Source organism: Pseudomonas marincola (assembly GCF_900116605.1).
Taxonomy (GTDB): Bacteria; Pseudomonadota; Gammaproteobacteria; order Pseudomonadales; family Pseudomonadaceae; genus Aquipseudomonas; species Aquipseudomonas marincola.
In genome coordinates this window covers 21,419-46,910 of record NZ_FPBC01000004.1, presented here as the reverse complement: position 1 = coordinate 46,910, position 25,492 = coordinate 21,419, and the positions used below count along the sequence as shown (strand labels likewise).

The following is a 25,492-nucleotide window of genomic DNA, read 5'->3' as shown; positions in this document are numbered from 1 at the left end:
CCCAGTGCTGCTCGGTTGAGCGGGCTCGACTCAGGCTCTGCCTGTGGCTTCATCGAGTAGCGGCAAGCAAAGGCGTGCGTTGAAGCCGCCTTGCGGGTGATTGCTCAAACTCAAGCTGCCGCCCAAACGTTCCGCGGCGCGCCGCGCAATCGCCAGACCCAAACCGTGGCCCGGAGCGCTCTGGCCCGGCGCGCGAAAAAACGGTTCGCCGAGTTGGGGCAAGTTCTCGGGGGCTGTGCCCGGGCCGTGATCGCGGATATTGATCCAGGCATTTTCGCCGCTGCGGCTCACGTCGATTTCGATCGGCTGATCCGCCGGATTGAAGCGCAATGCATTGCGCAGCAAGTTGTCGATAGCGCGTTCAAGCATCTCCGGCCAGCCTGTGAGTTTGATCGACTGATCCACGCTGATCTGGATGTTCTGTTCTGGCGCACTGAGCTGTGCGTCTTCTCGCAGCTTGTTTAACAGGCGTGGCAGATCAATCACTTGTTCAGCGCCGGGCTCGGCATCGAGGCGGGCGAGGGCCAGAATCTCACTGATCAATGCTTCGAGGCGATCGCATTCTTTGGTCAGGCGCGGCCAGAGTTTCTCGCGTTCCTCCTGGCTGGCGCGCTCGGCCAGTGCCAGAGCAATTCGCAGGCGCGCCAATGGTGAGCGTAACTCATGGGACACATCGCGCAGGAGTTGCCGTTGGCTGCCTATCAAGCCCTGCAAACGTGCGCCCATCCGGTTGAAGTCACGGGCCAGCAGGCCGAACTCATCCCGGCGTTGGCCGAGCAGCGCCAGGCTGTCTTGCTGATAGCTGGTTTGGCCAAGGTCATGCACCGCGCCGCGCAAGCGGCTTAACGGGCGGGTGATAGAAAGCGTCAGCAAAACGCTTAGTCCGGTCAGAACCACCAGCGCAATACACAGTGCACTCAGCGGCCAGAGCAGGCTGCCGCGATGCCAGGCGTCGAGTTCTGGGTGCGGAATACGGTAAATGAACAGAAAGGTTTCGCCGCTGGTTGGGCTGCTGTATTCGCTGGTCATACGCCGCCAGGGCAGGCGTTTTTTATTGGGCTGGCGGGACTCGAAATCAGCCGCACGCTGGGGAAATGTACCTTCGACTACCTGCTGACCATTCTCGCCGATGACCTGAACATTCAAGCGATAGCGTTTGCGGGCTTTCTCCAGCAGGTCTTGCGCGGACGCTGGTCCCTCACGTTCATAGCGCTGGGTCCATTGTTTGGCGAGGTTTTTAATGGCCGGATGATGATTGATGATCCAGGCATCCTGATTGAGCGCATGGCCAAGCAGTATCGACAGGCCGGCGACCAGCGCAATGGCCAACCAGAGACTTGCAAAAATTCGCCAGAACATTGAGCGCACGGTATCTCCTGCTATTCAGTCATACGCAACAAAGCCCGCGCAGCGCAGGCTGCACGGGCTTGTCGAATCGAATCAGGCTTTGGGGTCTGTATGGCCCCAAAGCCGTTCCGGTCAGTTGGCCGGTTTTGCCGCTTTTTCAGCTTCTTTAGCGGCGCGACGTTCTTGCATTTTCTTCAGCTGAGCATCAAACGCAGCCTGCTGCTCCGGCTTGAGCAGGGCACGCATGGCGCTCTGCTGGGTTTCGCGTGAAGCGTCCATCTCGGCTTTCATGGCTTTCTGCTCAGCTTCTGGCAGCTTGTCGAGATATTTGCGGGTGATGTCGTGACGGTCTTTCATCTGCTGACGCATCAGCTTGTGCATTTCTTGCTTCTGTTCTTTGCTCAGGTTCAGCTCTTTGAACATGCCGCCGCCATGATGGCCGCCTTCATGACGCGGGCCACCTTCTGGCATCGCGGCCATGGCCACGGCTGGCAGGGTCAGAGCGAGCAGAACTGCAGTTAGTGTCTTGCGCATGATGTATCTCCTGATCTTGATGCCGGTCTGTTACCGGATGAGTTCAGTGTACGGCGCGCAAAGTAAAGCGCAGTCAGCCAAGCGTAAAGCTTCGGTAAAGGCGGCTGCTTATCAGTAAAAGTGCCGCGGGCCTTTATTCATCACTCAAGCGTTGTAGTAATAGCCACGGCTGCGCAGGGCGACAATCCGGTGGCGGCCGTCGGCGTGGGTGCCGAGCTTTTTACGCAGGTTACTGACATGCATGTCGAGGCTGCGATCGTACAGCGTCAACTTGCGACCCAGCGCCAGTTGTGCCAATTCCTGCTTGTCTACCGGTTCGCCGGGTTGGCGGAGCAGGGCTTCGAGCACTTTGCTCTCTGAAAGCGTAAGGGCAATTTCCTGTCCGGCCACGGTTACAACGCCGCGTGCATGGCTGTAGCTCAGATCACCCTGTTCCAGTTGGCTCGGTGCGGCGGGCGGCAGCGTGCGGCGCAGAACTGCGCGCAGGCGTGCGGTCAGCTCGCGCGGATCACACGGCTTGGCCAGGTAGTCATCAGCGCCCAGTTCCAGGCCGAGAATGCGGTCGAACGGCTCGCCCCGCGCAGACAGCATCAGTACCGGAAGCTCCGGGAAGTCGCTGCGCAATTGTTTGAGCAGTTCCAATCCGCTGCCATCCGGGAGCATCACGTCGAGTACCACGGCGTCGGGTTCTTGCTCGGCCAATGCACGCTTGGCGCTCTCGCCATCATGGCAAGCGCTGACCGTGAACCCTTCCTGGCTCAACCAGTGATTGAGCAGCTCGCACAGTTCGACGTCGTCATCTATTAACAGTAATGCACTCATGTCATGACTCGTAATTACAGCGACTAATTTGCCCAGCCGGAACGTTTGCGGCCATTACCCCGCAGCAACGCGCCAAACAGTACACAGAGCAATGCCGTTGCTCCACCGATTGCAAACCACATTTGTTGTTCGCTCACCAGCGGTGCGGGTTGTTCAGCGCGTACACGCTTGAGTTCTAGCTTGAGGCGCTGATTGTCCTGGCGCAAGCGTTGCAGTTGCGCACTTTCGATCTCACGCTGGTTATTGTTCAGCTCGGCGGCGAGAACCTCGCGCTGCTGTTCACTTTGCGCCAGACGCTGTTGCAGCTCATCAAGTTTTACCTGAAGCACTGACTGCGCGGTGGGCTCTGTCTCGGACTCTGGGTTAACTGCAATAGTTTCTTCTGCCTGCACCTGCAAAGGCACAAGCCATGCAGTGAACAGCAAACACGGTAGAAGTTGACGCATCAAGACTCCCGAGCCTGAGCGGATGCTCCGGCGAATATTCGAATTATTATAAGTAGCCCAATCCGCGCTTCGGGCGCCAGCCCTTTTGCCAAGCGCGGTTCGGGTGAGGCGTGCGCTTAAGGCAGAACCAGCTTGAATGGCTTGACTACAACGGACTCATAAACGCCAGCTGCGCGGTATGGATCGGCGTCGGCCCATTCCTGTGCGGCGCTCAGTGAAGCGAATTCGGCGACAATCAGGCTGCCAGTGAAGCCCGCAGCGCCCGGATCGTTGCTGTCGATAGCCGGATTTGGACCGGCGAGGATCAGGCGGCCCTGGCTTTTCAACTGTTCCAGGCGCGCGAGGTGGGCCGGGCGGGCGGCAAGGCGGTTTTCCAGCGAGTTTGCAACATCGGTAGCAATGATGGCGTAGAGCATCTCAGTCCTTAATTCGAAGGTGGCAGGTGATGGGGCGTCGAAGCCAGGGCAGGTAAGACGAAGAAATCTTCAGTCCTGGCAGCATGAAACTGCATGTGCCTGCATAATAATAAACATAAATGACTGAGAAAGTGCCCGTTATGGAAGTTGATCTGCATTGTCACAGCACCGCCTCAGATGGCGCGCTGGCCCCCGCAGCCGTTGTTGCGCGGGCGTATGAGCGTGGCGTCCGGCTGCTCGCGTTAACCGATCACGATACCTGCGAAGGTATTGTTGAGGCGCGTGCGGCGGCAGATTCGCTGCAAATGCAGTTGATAAACGGGATTGAATTGTCCTGCATGTGGGGCGGGGCGACGATTCATGTGCTCGGTTACGGCTTCGATGCAGAGGCTCCAGCCCTGACCAAGGCGATCGCTGATTTGCACGACGGCCGTTGGCTGCGCGCGGCAGAAATCAGCCGCAAACTTGAACTCAAAGGCATGCCGGGCGCACTTGAAGGGGCGCGCGCTATCCAGCAGGAACTGGGCGACAGCGGCAATGCCCCGGCGCGCCCGCACTTCGCTGATTTTCTGGTTCGCCAGGGCCATGTGAAGGATCGCGCAGAGGCGTTCCGCAAATGGTTGGGCTCGGGCAAGCTCGGTGATGTGAAGCAACATTGGCCCTCTTTGGACGACGCAGTAAACACATTAAAGCAGTCGGGCGCGTGGATTAGTCTGGCGCACCCGTGGCAGTACGACTTTACTCGTAGTAAGCGACGCAAATTAATTGCGGCATTCGCCCAGGCGGGCGGGCATGCGCTGGAAGTAGTCAACGGCATGCAGCCGGCAGAGCAGGTGGGCGGTTTGGCTATTTTAGCGCGCGAGTTTGGCTTGATGGCGAGCGCGGGGAGTGACTTTCATGCGCCGGGCGACTGGTCTGAACTGGGTATGTATCGCCCGGTACCGGATGATCTGACGCTACTGTGGAGGCGTTTCAAGCATGTCCAGCAGTCTATTGTTGTCGGATCAGGGGTCTAGCATGAGCCAGTTTTTCCAGATTCACCCGCAGAGCCCGCAGAATCGCCTGATCAAACAGGCGGTCGAGATTATCCGTGCCGGTGGCGTGGTGGTTTATCCAACCGACTCGTCCTATGCGGTGGGCTGCCGGATTGGCGACAAGAATGCCATCGAGCGAATACGACGCTTGCGCCAGCTTGATGACAAGCACAACTTCACGCTGGTGTGTCGTGACCTGTCCCAACTGAGTGTGTTCGCCAAGATTGATACCGGCGCGTTCCGCCTGCTGAAAAACCACACCCCCGGCCCTTATACCTTCATTCTCAATGCCACCCGCGAAGTTCCGCGCATGCTCCTGCATCCCAAGCGTCGGACCATCGGTTTGCGTGTGCCGGGCCATCCGATCGCCGAGGCGCTGCTGGAGGAATTGGGTGAGCCGCTGATGAGTGTCAGCCTGATTCTGCCGGGAGATGACTTGCCCCTGAGCGATCCTTACGAGATGCGCGAGAAGCTCGAGCATCAGGTCGATCTGATTGTTGATGGCGGTCACGGCGGGCTGGAAGCCTCGACGGTGATCAATCTGGCAGAGGGCGAGCCTCAGGTTGTGCGGGTTGGCTGCGGTGATCCGAGCCCGTTCGAGGATGCTTGAGGTCTCGTGAAAAGCATCGTTACGATGATTTTTTCCGGTATATACCGCGCGACCGTCTTGGCTCGTTATACTCCAGCCATCTTTAGATCGAATAGGTTACCGGTTTGAATCCTGTTGAGTCAGAACGTCGCGTCTTGTCGGGGATGCGTCCCAGTGGTCGATTGCACCTTGGTCATTACCATGGTGTGTTGAAAAACTGGACCAAGTTGCAGCACACCTACGAGTGCTTCTTCAGCATCGTTGACTGGCACGCGCTGACCACCGAATACGATGAAGTGGGCAATATTTCCGGCCATGTGATGGACATGGCGATTGACTGGCTCTCAGCGGGGGTCAGCCCCAGCTCCTCAACCATGTTTATTCAGTCGCAAGTGCCGGAACACGCCGAATTGCACTTGTTGCTGTCGATGATCTGCCCGCTGAGTTGGCTGGAACGCCTGCCGACCTATAAAGAGGCGCAGGAACAGCAGCGTGGCAAGGACTTATCAACCTACGGGTTTCTCGGTTATCCGCTGCTGCAAGCCGCCGATATTCTGCTTTATCGCGCCGGTGTGGTGCCGGTTGGCGGAGATCAACAGGCGCATGTCGAATTTGCCCGCGATGTCGCGCGGCGCTTTAACCATCTATACGGACGCGAGCCCGGCTTTGAAGAAAAGGCCGAGGCGGCGATCATCAAGCTCGGTAAAAAACCGGCCAAGCTCTACAACAAGCTGCGTCAGGCTTATCAGGAGCAGGGCGATGTCGAGGCGCTGGACACCGCCCGTGCGCTGTTGAAAGAGCTGCAAAACATCACCATCGGCGACAAAGAGCGTTTGTTCGGCTATCTCGAAGGCGGCGGTAAAGTACTGCTGCCCGAGCCGCAAAGCTTGCTCAGCGACACCTCGCGCCTTGCCGGGCTTGATGGTGGCAAGATGTCCAAGGCCAACAGCAACGCGATTTACCTGTGTGACAGCCCGGATGCCATCGAAGACAAGATCAAGCGCATGCCGACTGATCCGGCGCGGGTGCATCGCACCGATCCGGGCAGCCCGCAGAACTGCCCGGTGTGGCCGCTGCACGAGATTTACTCCGACACCAGCACCTGCGCGTGGGCGGCTGAAGGCTGTAAAAGTGCCAGCATCGGCTGCCTTGAGTGCAAAGGGCCACTGATTGAGGCGGTGCAGCTGGATTTACAACCCTTGCAGCTGCGCGCGGCGGAGTACCGCGATAACCCGGATCTGGTCCGCCATATTCTCGCCGAGGGCGCCGACCGTGCCCGCGTTGAGGCGCGAGAAACCCTTGCCGAAGTGCGCTCGGCCATGGGCATCAATTACCGTTAATTGGCTATTGGCCCAGCGGCGGTGCTGTGAATTGTGCGCAGCGCCGCCCATTCTGTGTTTCCGCCCGGCGTAATTGCGCGCTAACATCACAGCCGTTCAGATTTGGAAGCCTGTGCCATGAGCACTGAAACACTCGATCAGCCACTCGACAGCCAGGCCGGCGCTCAGCAAGAGCTGCCGTTTGCCAAGGTCTATGGCGAGGCTTTCAATGACCTGCCAATCGACCTGTATATTCCGCCGGACGCGCTCGAGGTGTTCCTTGAGGCCTTTGAAGGCCCGCTGGACTTGCTGCTTTACCTGATTCGCAAGCAAAACATCGATGTGCTGGACATTCCAGTGGCTGAAATTACCCGCCAATACATGGGCTATGTCGAGCTGATGCAGGCCGTGCGTCTGGAGTTGGCGGCAGAATACCTAGTGATGGCTGCGATGCTGGCAGAGATCAAATCGCGCATGTTGTTGCCGCGCTCAAGCGACATGGTCGAGGAAGAGGATGACCCGCGCGCGGAGCTGATTCGTCGTCTGCAGGAATACGAACGCTACAAAGCCGCCGCTGAAGGGCTGGATACCTTGCCGCGCGTTGGCCGCGATTTAACGGTGCCGCGCCTGGATGCCCCGCAAGCCAAGGCGCGCAAGCTGCTGCCCGATGTCAGCCTGGAAGAGTTGCTGGTGTCGATGGCGGAAGTGCTGCGCCGCGCCGATATGTTCGAAAGCCATCAGGTGACCCGCGAGACGCTGTCTACCCGCGAGCGCATGAGTGACGTGCTGGAGCGCCTCAAGGGCGGTGAGTTTGTGCCGTTCGTTGAGCTGTTCCACGCAGAAGAAGGGCGGCTCGGGGTGGTTGTGACCTTTATGGCAGTTCTTGAATTGATCAAGGAATCGCTGGTCGAGTTGGTGCAAAATGAGGCTTATGGCCCTATCCATGTCCGTGCTCGAGCCGAATAAGCATGAATTTGAGTGATCCCCGCGAGTTATCAACTTTGCTTGAAGCCTTCCTGCTGGCTTCGGGCAAGGCGCAGTCGATAGAGCGTTTGTACGAGTTGTTCGAAGAAGCCGAACGCCCGGAACCTGCCGTGTTCAAGAAAGCCCTGAGCCTCTTGGCCAAGGCGTGTGACGGGCGGGCAGTCGAGCTGGTTGAAGTTGCCACGGGCTACCGGCTGCAGGTGCGCGAGAAGTTTGCACCCTGGGTTGGGCGCCTGTGGGAAGAGCGCCCGCAGCGTTATTCGCGGGCCTTGCTGGAAACTCTGGCGCTGGTTGCTTATCGCCAGCCGATTACCCGTGGCGAGATCGAAGATATTCGCGGTGTGGCGGTTAACAGCAACATCGTCAAAACCTTGCTTGAACGCGAGTGGATTCGCGTGGTGGGTTATCGCGATGTACCGGGCAAACCGGCCATGTTGGCCACCACCAAGCATTTCCTCGATCACTTCAATCTGAAAAGCCTCGACCAGTTGCCGCCGCTGGCCGAACTGCGCGAACTTGAGCCGGCGCAACCGGATTACAGCCAGGACGACGATGCGCCAGTACCGGACAGCCTGCAGGCGCGTGCCGATCTGGCGATGAGCGAAGACGCTGAGGCAACGCCAGATGCGCCTGACGCCAAGGAAACCAGTTTCAGCAGCCTGTTGGCTGAACTCGACAGCATGGAGCAGGGCTTGAAGGTCGACTTTGACGATCTCACCGAATTGCCGCAGACACCCGCAGAGGCGTCGGACAGCAATGAGGAAGACGGAACCGAGGATGAGTCTGGCCAATCTACTGCCGCCGCTGAGCCGTCAGAAACGACCCAGCCAGCACCGGTTGCCGCGCCAAGCGCAGAAGATGAAGCCGCAGCCGAGGCACGCGCTATTGCAGAAGCAGAGGCGGAAGAGGCGCGGGCGCTGCAGGAAGCGATTGCGGCTGAACTCAACGAGCGCAACTGGTAACGGCTAACGCCTGCGACCGGTCGGCGTAAAGTCCGCCGCGTTACGAATGGCTGGCTACTATTTCAACGGGCGCGTATGATGCGCGCCCTTCGATGAGATGTCGTTCCATCACTATAGAAACACCGGGAGGTGCCCAGATGAGTGAAACCCCAGAACATAGCCCCGCTGGCGAAAAACTGCAGAAAGTCCTGGCCCGTATGGGTTTGGCTTCACGCCGTGAAATTGAAACCTGGATCGGCGCTGGCCGGGTCAAGGTCAATAACGTCGCCGCAACCCTCGGCCAACGCGTAGATTTGCACGATGCGATTGCCATCGATGGCAAGTTGATCAAGCGCGAAGAAGCGGCTGAAACCGTACGTCGTGTGATTATTTACAACAAGCCCGACGGCGAAATTTGTACCCGTGACGACCCGGAAGGTCGCCCCACCGTATTTGATCGTCTGCCGCGCCCGAAAGAAGGCCGCTGGATCAATATCGGTCGCCTCGACATCAACACCACGGGCTTGCTGATGTTCACCACCGACGGTGAGCTGGCGAACCGCCTGATGCACCCGTCTTACCAGATGGACCGCGAATACGCGGTGCGTGTGCGTGGTGAAGTGGACGAGGAAATGATCGAACGCCTCAAGGCTGGCGTGATGCTGGAAGATGGCCCGGCCAAGTTCACCGACATTAAGGAAGCGCCTGGCGGTGAGGGCTTCAACCATTGGTACCACTGCGTGGTAATGGAAGGCCGTAACCGCGAAGTGCGTCGCCTGTGGGAATCGCAGGGCGTTGTGGTCAGCCGTTTGAAGCGCGTGCGCTTTGGTCCGGTGTTCATGACCTCCGACCTGACCATGGGCCGCTGGCGCGAAATGGGCCAGCGCGAAGTCGATATTCTCAGTGAAGAAGTCGGCCTCAAGCCTGTCGCTATGCCGGACATGAAAGAGAAAACCCGCGACAAGCTCGATCGCATGCAGCGCAAATCGGCCAAGCCGGTGGGTCGCGGTGAGCGTTCCGCGCGCACTTTGCGTCCGGCCCACGGTGGCCCGGCACGTGGTGAAGAGCGCGGCGGTCGTAACGATCGTGGTTCGGCAGTTGCTGAGCGCCCGGCTGACGTCAACAAGCGTGCTCCCGCCAAACCGCGCACCACGCGGCCAGGTGTTGAGTTGACCGAGCGTCCTTCGCGCAAACCGGCAGGTGCGCCGCGTCGTCCGGCTACCGACGGCCAGCGCCCGACTCGCGGTCGCAAGCCCGAGTAAGCGGCGAAATAAAAAATGGGACTCTGATGAGTCCCATTTTTTTGTCCGCAACAACCTGTCGCTGGCTTACTTTAGGTAGCTTACTTTAGGTGCTTAGCCCGCCATGCGCAGGCGATTGCGCCCGGCGCGTTTAGCGTCGTAGAGCGCGCCATCAACCCGGCCGAGCAGGCTGCTGGTGTTCTCGCCAAGTTGCAGGGCGGCGCAACCCAGGCTGATCGACAGGCCGAGTTGCTGGCAATGCATCGGCATTTGCATGGACACCACCGCGTGGCGCAAGCGCTCGCCGACCATTGCCGCCGCTTCACTGCCGGTACCAGAGAGCAGCACCAGAAACTCTTCCCCGCCGTAGCGGAACACCATGTCGACATTGCGCAGTTGCGACTTGATCGTCGCCGCGACGGCTTTGAGGACTTCATCGCCGGTGTGGTGGCCGAAATTGTCGTTGATCTGCTTGAAGTGGTCGATGTCGAGCATCAGCACTGAAAGCGGCGACTGATTGCGTTTGGCCAGCTCTACTTCACGTTGCAGTGACTGATCCATCGCCAGCCGGTTGCCGGTCTTGGTCAGTGGGTCGCGCAGCGAACTTTGCACGGCTAGGCGATACAGCAGCGCATTGCGCAGCGGGAAAACCAGGCTGGCAATCAGCGATTCGAGTTCGGCGAGTTCTTCTTCCTTGAAGCGCTGTTGACGGGTAAAGGTCAGGCAGCCGAGTTGTTCGCCGTCATGGCTGAGGTGGTAGGAGGTCGAATGACTGGCTGCTTCGCCGAGCTGCAGGCTCATGTCGGTTGAGTCCTGCACGTAGCTCAGGCTGTCGAACGTCACCAAACGCTGGCTCTCTGCCCGGAAGATGGTCAGGATGCGCTCAGCGTCGAGGCTGGTCTGCAACTGCATGCTGAGCTGCTGGCGCAGTTGTGCCAGGCTGACAGGTTGCAGTGTCGGCAGTTGCTTCTGTGCATAGCCGAGGCGCTGTAGCCGGGCTGTATCGAAGTCAACAGTATTGGTGTGTTCGGACGGAAGCATCAAGGGTGAACCTCTGGCGCTAAGTGCGGCAATACAGCCTTCTGAGCGAATTTCATGCCAGTAGTTTCAGTTATAGCAAAAATAGTGTGATTTAGATCACGGCGGGTCAGCCGACGCTGGCAGATAGCCATTATTGGCGGTCAGTCGTCGGAAAGTACTGAATTCGGGAGGCTTGGAGGGTGTTCAACAGCGGCAAGGCGTTGCCGCTGTTGAGAGATGGATGCCAAATAATTGCCGCAATCGGCGATTTACTGCGCGTCGAACGCCTGACCATTGACGCCGCTGCTGTCCGGGCCCATCAGATACAGGTAAACCGGCATGATGTCGTCTGGCAGCGGATTGTTCAGCGGGTTCTCGCCAGGATAGGCGTGCGCACGCATGTCGGTGCGGGTCGCGCCCGGATTGATGCTGTTGGCGCGAACCGGTGCGACGCCGTCGAGTTCATCGGCCAGGCCCTGCATCAGGCCTTCGGTGGCGAACTTGGAGACGCCGTACGCGCCCCAGTAAGCCCGGCCTTTGCGACCAACGCTGCTGGAGGTGAAGATGATCGACGCGTCGCTGGAGAGCTTGAGTAGCGGCAGCAGTGTGCTGGTGAGCATGAACATCGCGTTGACGTTGATGTGCATGACCCGCATGAAGTTCTCGCCCGAAAGCTGTTCGGCTGGGGTGCGCGGGCCAATGATCGAGGCGTTGTTGAGTACGCCGTCGATCTTGCCGAATTCAGTCTCGATCATCGCGGCCAGTTCATCGTACTGATGCGGCAAGGCTGTTTCGAGGTTGAACGGGATAACCACAGGTTGCGGGTGACCTGCCGCTTCAATGGCGTCGTATACCGCGCTGAGGTTCTCTTCGGTCTTGCCCAGCAGCAATACGGTAGCGCCATGCGCGGCGTAGCATTTTGCGGCCGCCGCGCCGATTCCGCGACCCGCGCCGGTGACCAGAATAACGCGGTCTTTGAGGAGGTCAGGGCGAGCGGTGTATTCGAACATGTTCAAGTCTCACAGGCTGCAGGTGGCGGGCTAGGGTGCGGCCACCTGTTGGAAGGTGACTGCCGATAGGCTCGGCAGTATTGCAGTTGTCAGCAGCTACACAGTGCGCGGTCGAGCACGCCAATGAGCTCCTGCGGGTTATCAACCACCACGTCGGCGCCCCAATGGCGCGGGTTGTCGTCAGGGTGAATATAGCCATAGGTGACGGCTGCGGTTTTGGTTCCCGCCGCACGGCCGGATTCGATGTCACGCAGGTCGTCGCCGACAAACAGCACACTGGCCGGATCCAGGCCGAGGGTTTTGCAGGCCAGCGTCATCGGCTCAGGGTCGGGTTTGCTGTTGGTGACGTGATCCGGGCAGATCAGAATGGCCGAGCGTTCGGCAAGGCCCAGCTGCTGCATGATCGGCTCTGCATAACGCAGGGGTTTGTTGGTGACAACGCCCCAGATCAGTTTGGCCTTTTCGATTTCGCCGAGCAGTTCAGCCATGCCGGCAAACGGATGGGTAAATACGGCGCAGTGCGACTGATAACGCTCCAGAAACTCCAGGCGCAGGGCCTCGAAAGTCGGCTCTTCGGGGCTCATGGCGAAGGTGGCAGCGACCATGGCGCGGGCACCGCCAGAAATCTGGTCGCGAATCAGCTTCTCATTAATCGGCTCCAGCCCGCGCTCCTGACGCATGGCCTGGCAGATGGCGATGAAGTCCGGCGCGCTGTCGAGCAGCGTGCCGTCCATATCAAACAGTACTGCGCGTAAACGCATCACGCCTCCTTGTGAGTCTGGATCATGTAGTTGACGTCTACATCGGCTGCAAGCTTGTAATGCTTGGTCAGCGGGTTGTAGGTCAGCCCGATGATGTCTTTGACTTCAAGGCCAGCCTGACGGCTCCAGGCGCCCAGTTCGGACGGGCGGATGAACTTCTTGAAGTCGTGCGTGCCGCGCGGCAGCAGGCGCAACAGGTATTCGGCGCCGATAACCGCAAACATGTAAGCCTTGGGGTTGCGGTTGATGGTTGAGAAGAATACTTCGCCGCCCGGCTTGACCATGCGATAGCAGGCGCGGATGACCGATGACGGGTCCGGTACGTGCTCAAGCATTTCCAGGCAGGTGACGACGTCGAACTGCTCGGGCATTTCTTCCGCCAGGGCCTCGGCGGTAATTTGCCGGTAATCGACTTCTACGCCGGATTCAAGTTGATGCAGGCGCGCCACGGCAAGCGGCGCTTCGCCCATGTCGATCCCCGTTACCGTGGCGCCACGCTGAGCCATCGACTCGCTGAGGATGCCGCCGCCGCAGCCCACGTCGAGGACTTTCTTGCCAGCCAGACCGACGCGTTCGTCGATCCAGTTGACACGCAGCGGGTTGATTTCGTGGAGCGGCTTGAACTCGCTCTCACGGTCCCACCAGCGGTGGGCGAGGGCTTCAAATTTGGCGATTTCAGCGTGGTCGACGTTGCTCATAAGTGTTCCTGATAAAGCTGCAGGCGGATGGCCGTGAATGCCGTGGCTCATGGTGCCAGTTTCAGTCGCCAAAGTGGGCGATCGAGGTCGGGCCAGTGTATGTCAGTTTGTCGCAGTACCCGCTATTCAGCGAGTGAGCGGCTATTTATGCCTTTTGGGCAATCTTCTCGCCCCATTGGCGAGTCGAGCTAAGAATCTGTTGTTCGTCCAGCCGGGTCAGCTGGCCGTTGCTCAGCAGCGGCTTACCGTTTACCCAGACATGTTCGACGCAATTGCGACCGGTGGCGTAGATCAGCTGTGAAACCGGATCGTACACCGGCTGCTGGGCCAGGCCGTTCAGGTCAAACACGCTGATGTCAGCCGCTTTGCCTACCGCCAGCGAGCCGGTGATCTCGTCGAGTCCCAGCGCTTGCGCGCCGTTCAGCGTGGCCATGCGCAATGCGCTGTGGGCATCGAGTGCGGTAGCAGAACCGGCGACAGCTTTTGCCAGTAGCGCGGCTGTGCGGGTTTCGCCAAGCAGGTCGAGGTCATTATTGCTGGCCGCGCCATCGGTGCCTACTGCCACATTGACGCCGGCCAGACGCAGTTTCTCGACCGGGCAGAAACCGCTGGCCAGTTTGAGGTTCGACTCGGGGCAATGAATCACGTTACTGTTACTGGTAATCAGCAGTTCAAGGTCTTCATCGTCAATCTGGGTCATGTGCACAGCCTGAAAGCGCGGCCCCAGCAAGCCGAGGCGGGCCAGTCGCGCCAATGGGCGTTCGCCGGTCAGCTCCAGGCTCTGCTGCACTTCAAAGGCGGTTTCGTGCACGTGCATATGAATACCGGCATCGAGCTCTTCGGCCAGTACGCGGATGTTTTCCAGTTTATCGTCGCTCACCGTGTAGGGCGCGTGTGGGCCGAAAGCGACCTTGATGCGCGGGTGGTGTCTGAGTTCATCAAACAGGCGCATGCCTTTGTGCAGCGATTCGCTGGCATCGCGGGCGCCCGGAATCGGGAAATCGAGCACAGGGATAGTGATTTGCGCGCGAATACCGCTGTCGTGCACGACCTTGCAGGCGGTTTCCGGATAAAAGTACATGTCCGAGAAGCAGGTAATGCCGCCTTTTATCTGCTCGGCAATCGCCAGCCGGGTGCCGTCTTCAACGAATTGCTCATCAATCCATTTGGCTTCCGCCGGCCAGATATGTTCCTGCAGCCATGTCATCAGCGGTAAATCATCAGCCAGGCCGCGAAAAAGGGTCATGGCCGCGTGGCCGTGGCTGTTGATCAGGCCCGGCGTGAGCAGCCGGCCGGGTAACTCCAGTACTTCGAGCGCCGCGTGCTGCAATGCCTCTTCTCGCGGGGCGATCAAGGCAATCTTGCCGTCGCGAATGCCCAGGCCATGGTCTTTCAGTACCACTGCGGCAGGCTCAACCGGAACTAGCCAGGTAGGTAGCAGGAGCAGGTCGAGTGGGGCTTGGGTCATGGTTTGGTTTCCGCGAGTCATTTAACCTGCGAGTTTATAGGGGATCGCGGCAGGCTTGAAGCGCTAAAGGGCAAGGCCCGGCCTAATGTTGTGTGGTCTACCTTTTAATAGGCTGTTGGATTGGCCGGTAGTTTGGTCTTGGGGTGATTGTTCGGGTTGTTTCGATGCGGTGGTGATTGCTGCTGATAAATAAAACCATCGGCGTATAATCGCCGCCTTTTGCTCCACGGGGGATGTGTCATGCGCGAGCAATTGCTGGCAGCGGAGAAAGTTAAAGCCATTGAATGGCGTGATGGTGCTCTGCATCTGCTTGATCAGCGCGTACTGCCATTCGAGGAGAAGTGGTCGAGTTACCACACGGCTGCCGATGTTGCCGATGCTATTCGGGCGATGGTGGTCCGCGGTGCGCCGGCAATCGGCATTGCCGCAGCATTTGGTCTGGTGCTCGGTGCGCGTGCGCGCCTGCTTGAGGGCGGTGACTGGCGCGAGGCGCTGGAGCAAGACTTCACCCGGCTGGCGGACTCGCGGCCGACCGCGGTCAATCTGTTTTGGGCGCTGAATCGCATGCGCGAACGCCTCGACAAGCTCAAGCCAGAAGATGACCCGCTGGCGCTGCTGGAAATCGAAGCGATCGGCATCTATGACAGCGATCGTGAAGCCAATCTGACAATGGCGCAGTTGGGCGCGGAGCTTATCCGCAAGCAGCAGGGCAATCCGCAGAATCTGCTGACACATTGCAACACCGGCGCGCTGGCCACTGGCGGCTTCGGCACGGCGCTTGGCGTTATCCGTGCGGCGTATCTTGAGGGGCTGGTTGAACGTGTGTACGCCGACGAAACCCGGCCTTGGCTGCAAGGCTCGCGTCTGACGGCCTGGGAGCTGCTTAATGAAGGCATCCCGGTCAGCCTGAATGCTGACTCGGCAGCTGCCCACCTGATGAAAACCCGTGGCATTACTTGGGTAATTGTCGGCGCTGACCGGATTACCGCCAATGGTGACGTGGCCAACAAGATCGGCACTTATCAGCTCGCGGTGAATGCCATGCACCACGGCGTGCGTTTTATGGTGGTGGCGCCAAGCTCGACAATTGATATGGAGTTGGAGAGCGGCGACGATATTCCGATTGAAGAGCGTGATGGCTGCGAGTTGCTCGAAGTCGGCGGTCATCGTGTGGCGGCTGAGGTTGATGCAGTCAATCCGGTGTTTGATGTCACACCAGCTGATCTGATCGATTTTTTGGTCACGGAAAAGGGTGTAGTCGAGCGTCCGGACAAGGCCAAACTGACACAATTGATGTGCCGCAAGCGTCTGCATTGAGCGGCTGAATGCCGGAGTTTGCGTGTGGTCGGCTATGCCCCGTTGGGGGATAGGTGCAAGGCGCTGATTGTGGTAAGCTCCGGCAGTTATTAAAGGTGCCCTCACAGGCGCCCTCAAGTGCGCAGATACATGGCATAACTCATTGATTTGTCGTGAGTCGTGGTTGGCCTAGTGCTCAGCCCGACAGGCTTCGATTGGTTCAGGAAGAACGAGTCGGAGTTTCACCAGAAAAAGGAACCAGGCTACTCATGGGCGAACTGGCCAAAGAAATCCTCCCGGTCAATATCGAAGACGAACTGAAGCAGTCCTACCTCGACTACGCGATGAGCGTAATCGTCGGGCGTGCTTTGCCTGATGCGCGTGATGGCTTGAAGCCCGTGCATCGTCGTGTGCTCTATGCAATGAGTGAGTTGGGCAACGACTGGAACAAGGCGTACAAGAAGTCTGCTCGTGTGGTCGGTGACGTAATCGGTAAGTATCACCCGCATGGTGATACCGCGGTGTATGACACTATCGTACGTATGGCGCAGCCGTTCTCGCTGCGCTACCTGTTGGTAGACGGTCAGGGCAACTTCGGTTCGGTCGACGGCGACAACGCCGCTGCGATGCGATACACCGAGGTGCGCATGACCAAGCTGGCGCATGAGTTGCTGGCCGACCTGCACAAGGAAACCGTGGATTGGGTACCTAACTACGACGGTACCGAAATCATTCCGGCGGTTATGCCTACCAAGGTTCCGAACCTGCTGGTCAACGGCTCCAGCGGTATTGCCGTGGGCATGGCCACCAACATTCCGCCGCATAACCTCACCGAGGTTATCAATGGCTGTCTGGCGCTGATTGCCAACCCTGAGCTGACCGTCGATGAGCTGATGCAGTACATCCCGGGCCCGGATTTCCCGACGGCTGCGATCATCAACGGTCGCGCCGGTATCGTCGAAGCCTATCGCACCGGTCGTGGCCGTATTTACATGCGCGCCCGTGCCGAGATCGAAGACATCGACAAGGTGGGCGGTCGCCAGCAGATTATCGTCACCGAGCTGCCTTACCAGCTGAACAAAGCGCGCTTGATCGAGAAGATCGCCGAGCTGGTTAAAGAGAAGAAGCTCGACGGCATCACCGAGCTGCGCGATGAGTCTGACAAAGACGGCATGCGCATCGTGATCGAACTGCGTCGCGGTGAAGTGGGCGAGGTTATTCTGAATAATCTTTACGCCCAGACCCAGATGCAGGGCGTGTTCGGCATTAACGTGGTGGCCCTGATTGACGGCCAACCGAAGGTGCTGAACCTCAAGGACATGCTCGAAGTGTTCATTTTGCATCGTCGCGAAGTGGTCACACGACGCACGGTGTTCGAACTGCGCAAAGCGCGCGAGCGCGGTCACATCCTTGAAGGTCAGGCGGTTGCCCTGTCCAACATCGATCCGGTTATTGCCCTGATCAAAGCCTCGCCAACTTCGGCCGAAGCCAAGGAAGCGCTGATCGCCCATGCGTGGGAATCGAGCGCGGTTCAGGCCATGGTTGAGCGCGCTGGCGCTGACTCGTGCCGTCCGGAAGGCCTCGATCCGCAGTACGGTCTGCGCGATGGCAAATACTACCTGTCGCCAGAACAGGCTCAGGCGATTCTTGATTTGCGCCTGCACCGCCTGACCGGTCTTGAGCACGAGAAGCTGCTTGCCGAGTATCAGGAGATTCTGGCGCAGATTGGCGAGCTGATCCGCATCCTCACCAGCGCTGAGCGCCTGATGGAAGTGATCACCGAAGAACTGGAAGGTATCAAGGCTGAATTCGGTGACGCACGTCGTACCGAGATTCTTGATAACCGTCTGGACCTGACGCTGGCCGACCTGATTACCGAAGAAGAGCGTGTGGTCACCATTTCCCACACTGGCTACGCCAAATCGCAACCACTGGCCGCGTATCAAGCGCAGCGCCGTGGCGGTAAAGGCAAGTCGGCCACTGGGGTTAAAGATGAAGACTACATCTCGCATCTGCTGGTCGCCAACAGCCACACCACGCTGCTGCTGTTCTCCAGCCGCGGCAAGGTTTACTGGCTGAAGACTTACGAAATTCCAGAAGCATCGCGCGCTGCGCGTGGTCGTCCGCTGGTCAACTTGTTGCCGCTCGATGAGGGTGAATTCATCACCACCATGTTGCCGGTCGACGAGTACACCGAAGGTCACTTCATCTTCATGGCGACCGCTGGCGGTACCGTGAAGAAGACCCCGCTTGAGCAGTTCAGCCGTCCGCGCAGCGTTGGCTTGATCGCGCTGGATCTGGATGAAGGCGACACGCTGATTTCGGCTTCGATCACCGACGGTAATCGTGAAGTGATGCTGTTCTCCGATGGCGGTAAGGTTACCCGCTTTAAAGAGAGCGACGTGCGCGCAATGGGTCGTACGGCCCGTGGTGTTCGCGGCATGCGTCTGGCCGAAGGGCAGAAGCTGATCTCCATGCTGATTCCGGAAGAGGGCAGCCAAATTCTGACCGCGTCCGAGCGCGGCTATGGCAAGCGCACCGAAATCGGTGAATTCCCTGAGTACAAGCGCGGCGGTCAGGGCGTAATCGCCATGGTCAGCAACGAGCGTAACGGCAAGCTGGTCGGCGCTGTGCAGGTGCTCGACGGTGAAGAAATCATGCTGATTTCCGATCAGGGCACGCTGGTGCGCACGCGGGTCGGTGAAGTGTCGAGCCTGGGTCGTAATACTCAGGGCGTGACGCTGATCAAACTGGCTAAGGATGAAAAACTGGTCGGCCTCGAGCGCGTCCAAGAGCCTTCGGAAGAAGAGCTTGAGGAAGGCGAAGAAGGTGTTGTGGTTGAAGGCGATGAAGTCGTCGATACCGGCAGCGCTGAACAGGCTGGCGATGAAGCAGTAGAACCCGAGGCGGAATAATCCCCTCAGCAAAAACGCCGGATAAGTCACGATGATTATCCGGCGTTTTTCGCTACGAATTTACGGTGAAGAGTGGCGTTCAGCGCCCACTCATCCCGACTTGAAGCATGTGTGTCCGCCCGAGTGCGGTTTCCGGTGACTAAAGAGAGATGGATGTGAGCAAGCGAGCCTTTAACTTTTGCGCCGGCCCCGCCGCGCTTCCTGAAGCTGTTCTGCAGCGTGCCCAGAGCGAACTTCTCGACTGGCAAGGCCGTGGCCTGTCGGTTATGGAGATGAGCCATCGCAGCGATGAGTATCTCGCCATCTCGGGTAAGGCGGAGCAGGATCTGCGCGACTTGCTGACCATCCCTAATGACTACAAGGTGCTGTTTCTGCAAGGCGGCGCGAGCCAGCAGTTTGCCGAAATTCCGCTGAACCTGTTGCCGGAGGACGGTGTTGCCGACTATATCGACACCGGTATCTGGTCGAAGAAGAGCATCGACGAAGCCAAGCGTTACGGCCATATCAATGTTGCGGCCAGTGCCAAGCCGTATGACTACTTTGCGATTCCGGGGCAAAACGAATGGCAGCTGTCGAAAGATGCCGCCTACGTGCATTACGCCAGCAACGAGACCATCGGCGGCTTGCAGTTCGACTGGATTCCCGAAGTTGGTGACGTGCCGCTGGTGGCCGATATGTCCTCCGACATCCTTTCGCGTCCGCTCGATGTGTCGAAGTACGGCCTGATCTACGCCGGTGCGCAAAAAAATATCGGCCCGAGCGGCCTGGTTGTTGCCATCGTCCGCGAAGACCTGCTGGGTCGTGCACGCAGCAGCTGCCCGACCATGCTCAATTACAAAATTGCTGCAGACAACGGCTCCATGTACAACACGCCTGCAACCTTCTCCTGGTATCTCTCCGGTCTGGTCTTTGAGTGGCTGAAGGAGCAGGGCGGTGTCGAGGCGATGGAGCTGCGCAATCGTGCCAAGAAAGAGCTGCTGTACGCTGCAATCGATAGCAGCGAGCTGTACAGCAATCCGGTTGCGACTAATGCACGCTCGTGGATGAACGTACCGTTCCGTCTGGCCGATGATCGTCTGGATAAACCATTCCTTGCCGGCGCTGATGCGCGCGGCTTGCTTAACCTTAAAGGTCACCGTTCGGTTGGCGGCATGCGCGCCTCGATCTACAACGCGGTCGGCCTCGATGCGGTGCAGGCGCTGGTTGCCTACATGGCTGAATTCGAGAGGGAACACGGCTAATGAGCAACGTAGTGTCCGAGCAAGAACTGCAGGCCTTGCGCCTGCGTATTGACAGCCTCGATGAGAAAATTCTTGAGCTGATCAGTGACCGTGCGCGTTGCGCAGAAGAAGTGGCGCGGGTCAAGATGGCCGCACTGCCCGTTGGCGAGACGCCAGTATTCTATCGTCCTGAGCGTGAAGCGCAGGTGCTCAAGCGCGTGATGGACCGCAATAAAGGCCCGTTGGATAACGAAGAGATGGCGCGTTTGTTCCGCGAAATCATGTCTTCGTGCCTGGCGCTGGAAAACCCGCTGAAAGTCGCCTACCTCGGCCCTGAAGGCACCTTCTCGCAAGCCGCTGCCATGAAGCACTTTGGTCACGCAGTTGTCAGTGTGCCAATGGCGGCAATTGACGAGGTGTTCCGCGAAGTGGCTGCGGGCGCAGTCAACTTCGGCGTGGTCCCGGTTGAAAACTCCACCGAAGGCGCAATCAACCACACGCTCGACAGCTTCCTTGAGCACGACATGGTAATTTGCGGTGAGGTCGAGCTGCGTATTCACCACCACCTGCTGGTCGGCGATACCACCAAGACTGACAAAATCACCCGTATCTACTCGCACGCACAGTCGCTGGCGCAGTGCCGCAAGTGGCTGGATGCGCATTACCCGAATGTTGAGCGCGTTGCGGTTTCCAGCAACGCCGACGCGGCCAAGCGGGTGAAAGGTGAGTGGAACTCTGCAGCAATCGCCGGTGATATGGCGGCTAATCTGTATGGCCTGACCAAACACGCTGAAAAGATCGAAGACCGTCCGGATAACTCCACGCGCTTCTTGATAATCGGCAGCCAGGAAGTGCCGCCAACCGGTGACGACAAGACGTCGGTGATCATTTCCATGAGCAACAAGCCAGGTGCGCTGCACGAGCTTTTGGTGCCGTTCCACAAGAACGGTATCGACCTCACGCGTATCGAGACGCGCCCGTCGCGAAGCGGCAAATGGACCTATGTGTTCTTCATTGATTTCGTCGGCCACCATCGCGATCCGTTGATCAAGGATGTGCTGGAGAAGATCAATCAAGAGGCCGTCGCGCTGAAAGTGCTGGGTTCCTACCCGAAAGCGGTTCTATAAAGCACTGCGCAAATCTGTAGCGGTCTTTAGCAACTATCGCAATGGCGTCGCCTGCTGTTAATGCGTGCGACGCCACTGAGACGATTGGCAAAACGAGGCAAGCAATGAGTTGTGATTTCCTCGCCCTGGCCCAGCCAGGCGTGCAAAAACTGTCGCCCTACGTGCCAGGCAAGCCGGTTGATGAGCTGGCCCGTGAACTGGATCTTGATCCGCTGACCATCGTCAAGCTGGCCAGTAACGAAAACCCGATGGGCCCGAGCCCCAAGGCGCTCGAGGCCATTGCAGCCGAGCTTGCTGAACTGACGCGTTATCCCGATGGCAATGGTTTTGCGCTGAAGAGCCAGCTTGCTGCGCGTTGCGCCGTGCAAACCAATCAGATCACCTTGGGCAATGGCTCCAACGATATTCTGGAACTGGTGGCGCGGGCCTATCTCGCCCCCGGCCTGAATGCTGTGTTCAGTGAGCACGCATTTGCGGTGTATCCGATTGCCACGCAGGCCGTGGGCGCGCGCTGCAACATCGTCCCAGCCAAGGATTACGGTCACGACCTTGAGGCCATGCTGGCGGCAATCGATGCCGATACCCGCGTGGTGTTCATCGCCAACCCGAACAACCCGACTGGCACCTGGTTTGGCCCGCAGGCGTTGGCTGCATTCCTTGATCAGGTTCCGGAGTCGGTGCTGGTTGTGCTTGACGAGGCGTATATCGAATACGCCGAAGGCGAAGAGCTGCCAGATGGCCTCGATTATCTGGCCAAGCACAGCAATTTGCTGGTTTCGCGGACGTTCTCCAAGGCTTACGGTTTGGCTGGCTTGCGGGTGGGCTATGGCATCAGCTCGGCGCAGATTGCCGATGTGCTGAATCGAGTGCGCCAGCCGTTCAACGTCAACAGCCTGGCCATTGCCGCTGCTTGCGCAGCGCTCGCTGATGACAGCTACCTGCAGCAGAGCCGTGAGTTGAATGACGCCGGCATGCAGCAACTCGAAGCCGGTTTCAAGGCGTTGGGCCTTGAGTGGATTGCGTCGAAGGGCAACTTCATCGCCGTCAATGTCGGTCGTGAAGGCATGCCGGTTTATCAGGGCTTGCTGCGCGAGGGTGTGATTGTTCGCCCTGTGGCCAATTACGGGATGCCGAACTACTTGCGCGTCTCGATCGGCTTGCCAGCTGAGAACGCGCGGTTCCTTGAAGCGTTGGCCAAGGTGTTGAGCGCGTGAGCGATTTGCACAAAAACACCCAGCCCGTTGCTGCTCAAGCGCCGATTATCAATCGTCTGGTTGTCGTGGGGCTGGGGCTGATTGGCGGCTCTTTTGCCAAGGGTTTGCGCAGCAGTGGCCTGTGCCGTGAAGTGGTTGGCGTTGACCTGGATGCGCCGTCGCGCGTGCAGGCTGTCGAACTCGGCGTGGTTGATCGCTGCGAGGCTGATCTGGCAACGGCGTGCATTGGAGCCGACGTCATTCAGTTAGCTGTGCCGATACTCGCCATGGAGCGCTTGCTGGCTGAATTGGCCAAGCTCGATCTGGGTAATGCGGTGCTTACCGATGTTGGCAGCGCTAAAGGCAATGTGGTGCGGGCTGCGCGCGAGGCGTTCGGCGCCATGCCGGCGCGCTTCGTGCCGGGCCACCCGATTGCCGGCTCCGAGCAAAGTGGCGTCGAGGCGGCTAATGCGGCGTTGTTTCGTCGGCATAAAGTCATTCTTACGCCGCTGGACGAGACCGACGCGCAAGCCGTCGCGCTGGTCGAGCAGCTTTGGCGCGCACTGGGCGCCGATGTTGAACAGATGCAGGTCGATCACCATGACCAAGTGTTGGCGGCCACAAGCCACTTACCGCATCTGCTGGCGTTTGGTCTGGTTGATTCGCTGGCCAAGCGCAGTGAAAACCTGGAGATATTCCGTTACGCCGCTGGTGGCTTTCGCGACTTTACGCGCATAGCTGGCAGTGATCCGGTGATGTGGCACGATATCTTCCTCGCCAATCGCGAGGCGGTGCTGCACAACCTGGACTTATTTCGCGACGATCTCGACGCTCTACGTGCCGCGGTTGACGCAGGCGACGGGCATCAACTACTGGGCGTATTTACGCGCGCCCGGGTAGCCCGTGAGCATTTCAGCAAAATACTGGCCCGCAGGGCCTATGTGGACGCTATGCACTCGAATAATCTGATTTTTCTGGCTCAGCCAGGCGGTAACGTAAACGGGCGCATTCGTGTGCCGGGCGACAAGTCGATTTCCCACCGCTCGATCATGCTCGGCTCGCTGGCCGAAGGCGTGACCGAAGTCGAAGGTTTCCTTGAAGGCGAAGATGCGCTGGCGACCCTGCAGGCATTTCGCGACATGGGTGTGGTCATTGAGGGGCCGGATCACGGCCGCGTGACGATTCATGGTGTAGGCCTGCATGGCTTGCAAGCGCCGCCGGGGCCAATCTATCTGGGCAACTCGGGCACATCGATGCGCCTGCTGAGTGGCCTGCTGGCTGCGCAAACATTCGATACCACGCTGACTGGCGACGAATCGCTGAGCAAGCGTCCGATGAACCGTGTGGCCAAGCCGCTGCGTGCAATGGGTGCATTGATCGACGCCGCGCCGGAAGGGCGTCCGCCGCTGACTGTGCGCGGTGGTCGTCGTCTGGGCGGTATGACTTACGAAATGCCAATGGCCAGCGCTCAGGTTAAATCCTGCCTTTTGTTGGCGGGGCTTTACGCAGCCGGTTCCACTACCGTGATCGAGCCAGCGCCGACCCGTGACCACACCGAGCGCATGCTGCGCGGTTTCGGTTATCCGGTGACGGTTGAAGGCAATAGCGCCACCGTCGAGTCCGGTCACAAGCTGACAGGCACGCACATCGAGGTGCCGGCTGATATCTCATCGGCTGCGTTCTTCCTAGTTGCAGCGAGCATCGCCGAGAACTCTGAACTGGTACTTGAACATGTTGGCGTCAACCCGACGCGCACCGGCGTTATTGACATCCTCAAGCTGATGGGCGGCGACATTACCCTTGAGAATGAGCGTGAAGTCGGCGGCGAGCCGGTTGCAGATATTCGCGTGCGCTCAGCTAAGCTTAAAGGTATCGATATTCCGGAAGATCTGGTGCCGTTGGCAATCGACGAGTTCCCGGTATTGTTCATCGCTGCCACCTGCGCTGAAGGGCGCACTGTGCTGCGCGGCGCTGAAGAGTTGCGGGTCAAGGAGTCTGATCGCATTCAGGTGATGGCGGATGGCTTGCTGAGTCTGGGCGTCAAAGTCGAGCCGACCCCCGATGGCATTATCATCGAAGGTGGCAGCATGGGCGGGGGCGAAGTCTATGCGCATGGCGACCACCGCATCGCGATGGCCTTCAGTGTGGCCTCGCTGCGTGCGACCGCGCCAATCAAGATTCACGATTGCGCCAACGTCGCCACCTCGTTCCCTAACTTCCTGGCATTGGCTGGCAAAGTGGGCATGCGTGTAACAGAAGAGGGCAAGTCGTGATGAGCAAAGCGCCGGTAATCGCAATCGATGGGCCAAGTGGCTCGGGTAAAGGCACGGTTGCCGGTTGTTTGGCTCAGCGTTTGGGGTGGGCGTTGCTGGATTCCGGCGCGCTTTACCGCCTGCTGGCTTTTTCCGCGCGCAACCATGGCGTCGACCTGAGCAACGAAGAATCGTTGAAAGTGCTTGCCGCTCATCTGGATGTTCAATTTATCGCGGCGTGTGCCGACTTCGATCAGCGCATTATTCTGGAAGGCGAGGAGGTTACCAACGCCATCCGTAATGAGCAGATTGGCGCCAACGCCTCGGTTGTTGCAGCCTTGCCGGGCGTGCGCGAGGCCTTGCTAGAGCGTCAGCGGGCATTCAGCGAGATGCCGGGGCTGGTTGCCGATGGTCGCGACATGGGCACTGTGGTGTTCCCGGATGCACCACTGAAAATCTTCCTGACAGCCAGTGCCGAGGAGCGTGCGCGCCGACGCTACTTGCAGTTGAAGGCCAAGGGCGATGATGTTAATCTTGCGAGTCTACTTGATGAGATTCGCCTGCGGGATGAGCGTGATACTCAGCGTGCTGTAGCGCCGTTAAAGCCTGCAGATGACGCGATCGTGCTGGACTCGACAGAGATGACCATCGAGCAAGTGATTGAAAGAATTCTGAGTGAGGTCGCCATTCGCGATCTCGCCGGTTGAGAAGCCTGAATACTCGGGCTTCTTCAGATTAGCCGCAAGCTAACGCTTGTAACTAATTTGAACAGGGCGGCATGCGTGGGACCAGTCCTAAGCCCGTGTGCCGCTTTTAATATAAACGTACCCACATTGTCTGGAGTGTGGTTTGGGCAGAA

At 58.8% G+C, this 25,492-nt stretch carries 23 protein-coding genes; 13 read left to right on the top strand and 10 right to left on the bottom strand.

The genetic code is table 11. The annotated features are described in order from the left end of the window. Positions 1 to 30: 30 nt before the first annotated feature. The 5 genes from BM395_RS08090 to BM395_RS08070 form a co-directional block, all read right to left on the bottom strand. Positions 31 to 1,368 carry a sensor histidine kinase gene (locus BM395_RS08090; protein WP_090510453.1) on the bottom strand — a complete coding sequence of 446 codons (1,338 nt, stop codon included), beginning with the start codon at positions 1,366 to 1,368 and terminating at the stop codon, positions 31 to 33. 111 nt (positions 1,369 to 1,479) lie between these two features. Beyond that, positions 1,480 to 1,881, bottom strand: a complete 402-nt coding sequence (locus BM395_RS08085) for a Spy/CpxP family protein refolding chaperone (RefSeq protein ID WP_069901865.1) — start codon at positions 1,879 to 1,881, stop codon at positions 1,480 to 1,482. Between the two features lie 144 nt (positions 1,882 to 2,025). Further along, a complete protein-coding gene (locus BM395_RS08080; RefSeq protein WP_069901866.1) occupies positions 2,026 to 2,703 on the bottom strand; it encodes a response regulator transcription factor in 678 nt (225 codons plus the stop codon). Between the two features lie 23 nt (positions 2,704 to 2,726). Beyond that, positions 2,727 to 3,149, bottom strand: coding sequence for an SH3 domain-containing protein (locus tag BM395_RS08075; RefSeq protein WP_244528950.1), 423 nt, complete (start codon positions 3,147 to 3,149; stop codon positions 2,727 to 2,729). 116 nt (positions 3,150 to 3,265) lie between these two features. Next, entirely contained in the window at positions 3,266 to 3,565 is a 300-nt protein-coding gene (locus BM395_RS08070; RefSeq protein WP_069901868.1) for a YciI family protein, read from the bottom strand. Between the two features lie 140 nt (positions 3,566 to 3,705). On the opposite strand from BM395_RS08070, the gene BM395_RS08065 reads away from it, so the two are divergent. The 6 genes from BM395_RS08065 (at position 3,706) to rluB (ending at position 9,694) form a co-directional block, all read left to right on the top strand. Continuing rightward, on the top strand, positions 3,706 to 4,581 hold the full coding sequence (locus BM395_RS08065) for a PHP domain-containing protein (RefSeq protein ID WP_090510448.1): 876 nt from the start codon (positions 3,706 to 3,708) through the stop codon (positions 4,579 to 4,581). Position 4,582: 1 nt separating this feature from the next. After that, a complete protein-coding gene (locus tag BM395_RS08060) occupies positions 4,583 to 5,209 on the top strand; it encodes an L-threonylcarbamoyladenylate synthase (protein WP_090510446.1) in 627 nt (208 codons plus the stop codon). Between the two features lie 104 nt (positions 5,210 to 5,313). Then, complete coding sequence (locus BM395_RS08055) at positions 5,314 to 6,528, top strand: tryptophan--tRNA ligase (protein ID WP_090510443.1); 1,215 nt, start codon at positions 5,314 to 5,316, stop codon at positions 6,526 to 6,528. Positions 6,529 to 6,645: 117 nt separating this feature from the next. Next, positions 6,646 to 7,473 carry a segregation and condensation protein A gene (locus BM395_RS08050; RefSeq protein WP_090510441.1) on the top strand — a complete coding sequence of 276 codons (828 nt, stop codon included), beginning with the start codon at positions 6,646 to 6,648 and terminating at the stop codon, positions 7,471 to 7,473. Positions 7,474 to 7,475: 2 nt separating this feature from the next. Continuing rightward, entirely contained in the window at positions 7,476 to 8,453 is a 978-nt protein-coding gene (scpB, locus tag BM395_RS08045; RefSeq protein ID WP_090510439.1) for an SMC-Scp complex subunit ScpB, read from the top strand. Positions 8,454 to 8,590: 137 nt separating this feature from the next. Next, positions 8,591 to 9,694: a 23S rRNA pseudouridine(2605) synthase RluB gene (gene rluB, locus BM395_RS08040; RefSeq protein ID WP_090510436.1), complete on the top strand. Its 1,104-nt coding sequence runs from the start codon at positions 8,591 to 8,593 to the stop codon at positions 9,692 to 9,694. Between the two features lie 93 nt (positions 9,695 to 9,787). Here rluB and BM395_RS08035 read toward each other — a convergent pair whose 3' ends face one another. The 5 genes from BM395_RS08035 to BM395_RS08015 form a co-directional block, all read right to left on the bottom strand. Then, positions 9,788 to 10,714 (bottom strand): GGDEF domain-containing protein, encoded by a 927-nt coding sequence (locus BM395_RS08035; RefSeq protein ID WP_090510433.1) that lies wholly within the window; start codon positions 10,712 to 10,714, stop codon positions 9,788 to 9,790. A gap of 248 nt (positions 10,715 to 10,962) precedes the next feature. Beyond that, positions 10,963 to 11,703, bottom strand: coding sequence for a YciK family oxidoreductase (locus tag BM395_RS08030; RefSeq protein ID WP_069901876.1), 741 nt, complete (start codon positions 11,701 to 11,703; stop codon positions 10,963 to 10,965). Between the two features lie 89 nt (positions 11,704 to 11,792). Then, positions 11,793 to 12,464, bottom strand: coding sequence for an N-acetylmuramic acid 6-phosphate phosphatase MupP (gene mupP / locus BM395_RS08025; protein WP_069901877.1), 672 nt, complete (start codon positions 12,462 to 12,464; stop codon positions 11,793 to 11,795). After that, positions 12,464 to 13,162, bottom strand: coding sequence for a bifunctional 2-polyprenyl-6-hydroxyphenol methylase/3-demethylubiquinol 3-O-methyltransferase UbiG (ubiG, locus tag BM395_RS08020; RefSeq protein ID WP_069901878.1), 699 nt, complete (start codon positions 13,160 to 13,162; stop codon positions 12,464 to 12,466). Before ubiG ends, mupP begins: the two co-directional genes overlap by 1 nt. 145 nt (positions 13,163 to 13,307) lie before the next feature. Continuing rightward, complete coding sequence (locus BM395_RS08015; protein WP_090510431.1) at positions 13,308 to 14,630, bottom strand: TRZ/ATZ family hydrolase; 1,323 nt, start codon at positions 14,628 to 14,630, stop codon at positions 13,308 to 13,310. 240 nt (positions 14,631 to 14,870) lie between these two features. Here BM395_RS08015 and mtnA point away from each other — a divergent pair, with 240 nt between their 5' ends. The 7 genes from mtnA (at position 14,871) to cmk (ending at position 25,340) form a co-directional block, all read left to right on the top strand. Then, entirely contained in the window at positions 14,871 to 15,947 is a 1,077-nt protein-coding gene (mtnA, locus tag BM395_RS08010) for an S-methyl-5-thioribose-1-phosphate isomerase (RefSeq protein ID WP_090510427.1), read from the top strand. 248 nt (positions 15,948 to 16,195) lie between these two features. Next, positions 16,196 to 18,841: a DNA gyrase subunit A gene (gyrA, locus tag BM395_RS08005; protein ID WP_090510424.1), complete on the top strand. Its 2,646-nt coding sequence runs from the start codon at positions 16,196 to 16,198 to the stop codon at positions 18,839 to 18,841. A 155-nt stretch (positions 18,842 to 18,996) separates the two neighbouring features. Then, entirely contained in the window at positions 18,997 to 20,082 is a 1,086-nt protein-coding gene (gene serC, locus BM395_RS08000) for a 3-phosphoserine/phosphohydroxythreonine transaminase (RefSeq protein ID WP_090511006.1), read from the top strand. Then, the gene (pheA, locus tag BM395_RS07995; RefSeq protein ID WP_170827798.1) at positions 20,082 to 21,188 is read left to right on the top strand and encodes a prephenate dehydratase; all 1,107 of its coding nucleotides are present in this window, start codon (positions 20,082 to 20,084) and stop codon (positions 21,186 to 21,188) included. The genes serC and pheA overlap by 1 nt, the downstream gene beginning before the upstream one ends. Positions 21,189 to 21,292: 104 nt before the next feature. After that, a complete protein-coding gene (gene hisC, locus BM395_RS07990) occupies positions 21,293 to 22,402 on the top strand; it encodes a histidinol-phosphate transaminase (RefSeq protein WP_090510422.1) in 1,110 nt (369 codons plus the stop codon). Next, positions 22,399 to 24,654 (top strand): bifunctional prephenate dehydrogenase/3-phosphoshikimate 1-carboxyvinyltransferase, encoded by a 2,256-nt coding sequence (locus tag BM395_RS07985; protein ID WP_244528949.1) that lies wholly within the window; start codon positions 22,399 to 22,401, stop codon positions 24,652 to 24,654. Before hisC ends, BM395_RS07985 begins: the two co-directional genes overlap by 4 nt. Beyond that, positions 24,654 to 25,340, top strand: a complete 687-nt coding sequence (gene cmk, locus BM395_RS07980) for a (d)CMP kinase (RefSeq protein ID WP_170860575.1) — start codon at positions 24,654 to 24,656, stop codon at positions 25,338 to 25,340. The genes BM395_RS07985 and cmk overlap by 1 nt, the downstream gene beginning before the upstream one ends. The last annotated feature ends 152 nt before the right edge of the window (positions 25,341 to 25,492 follow it).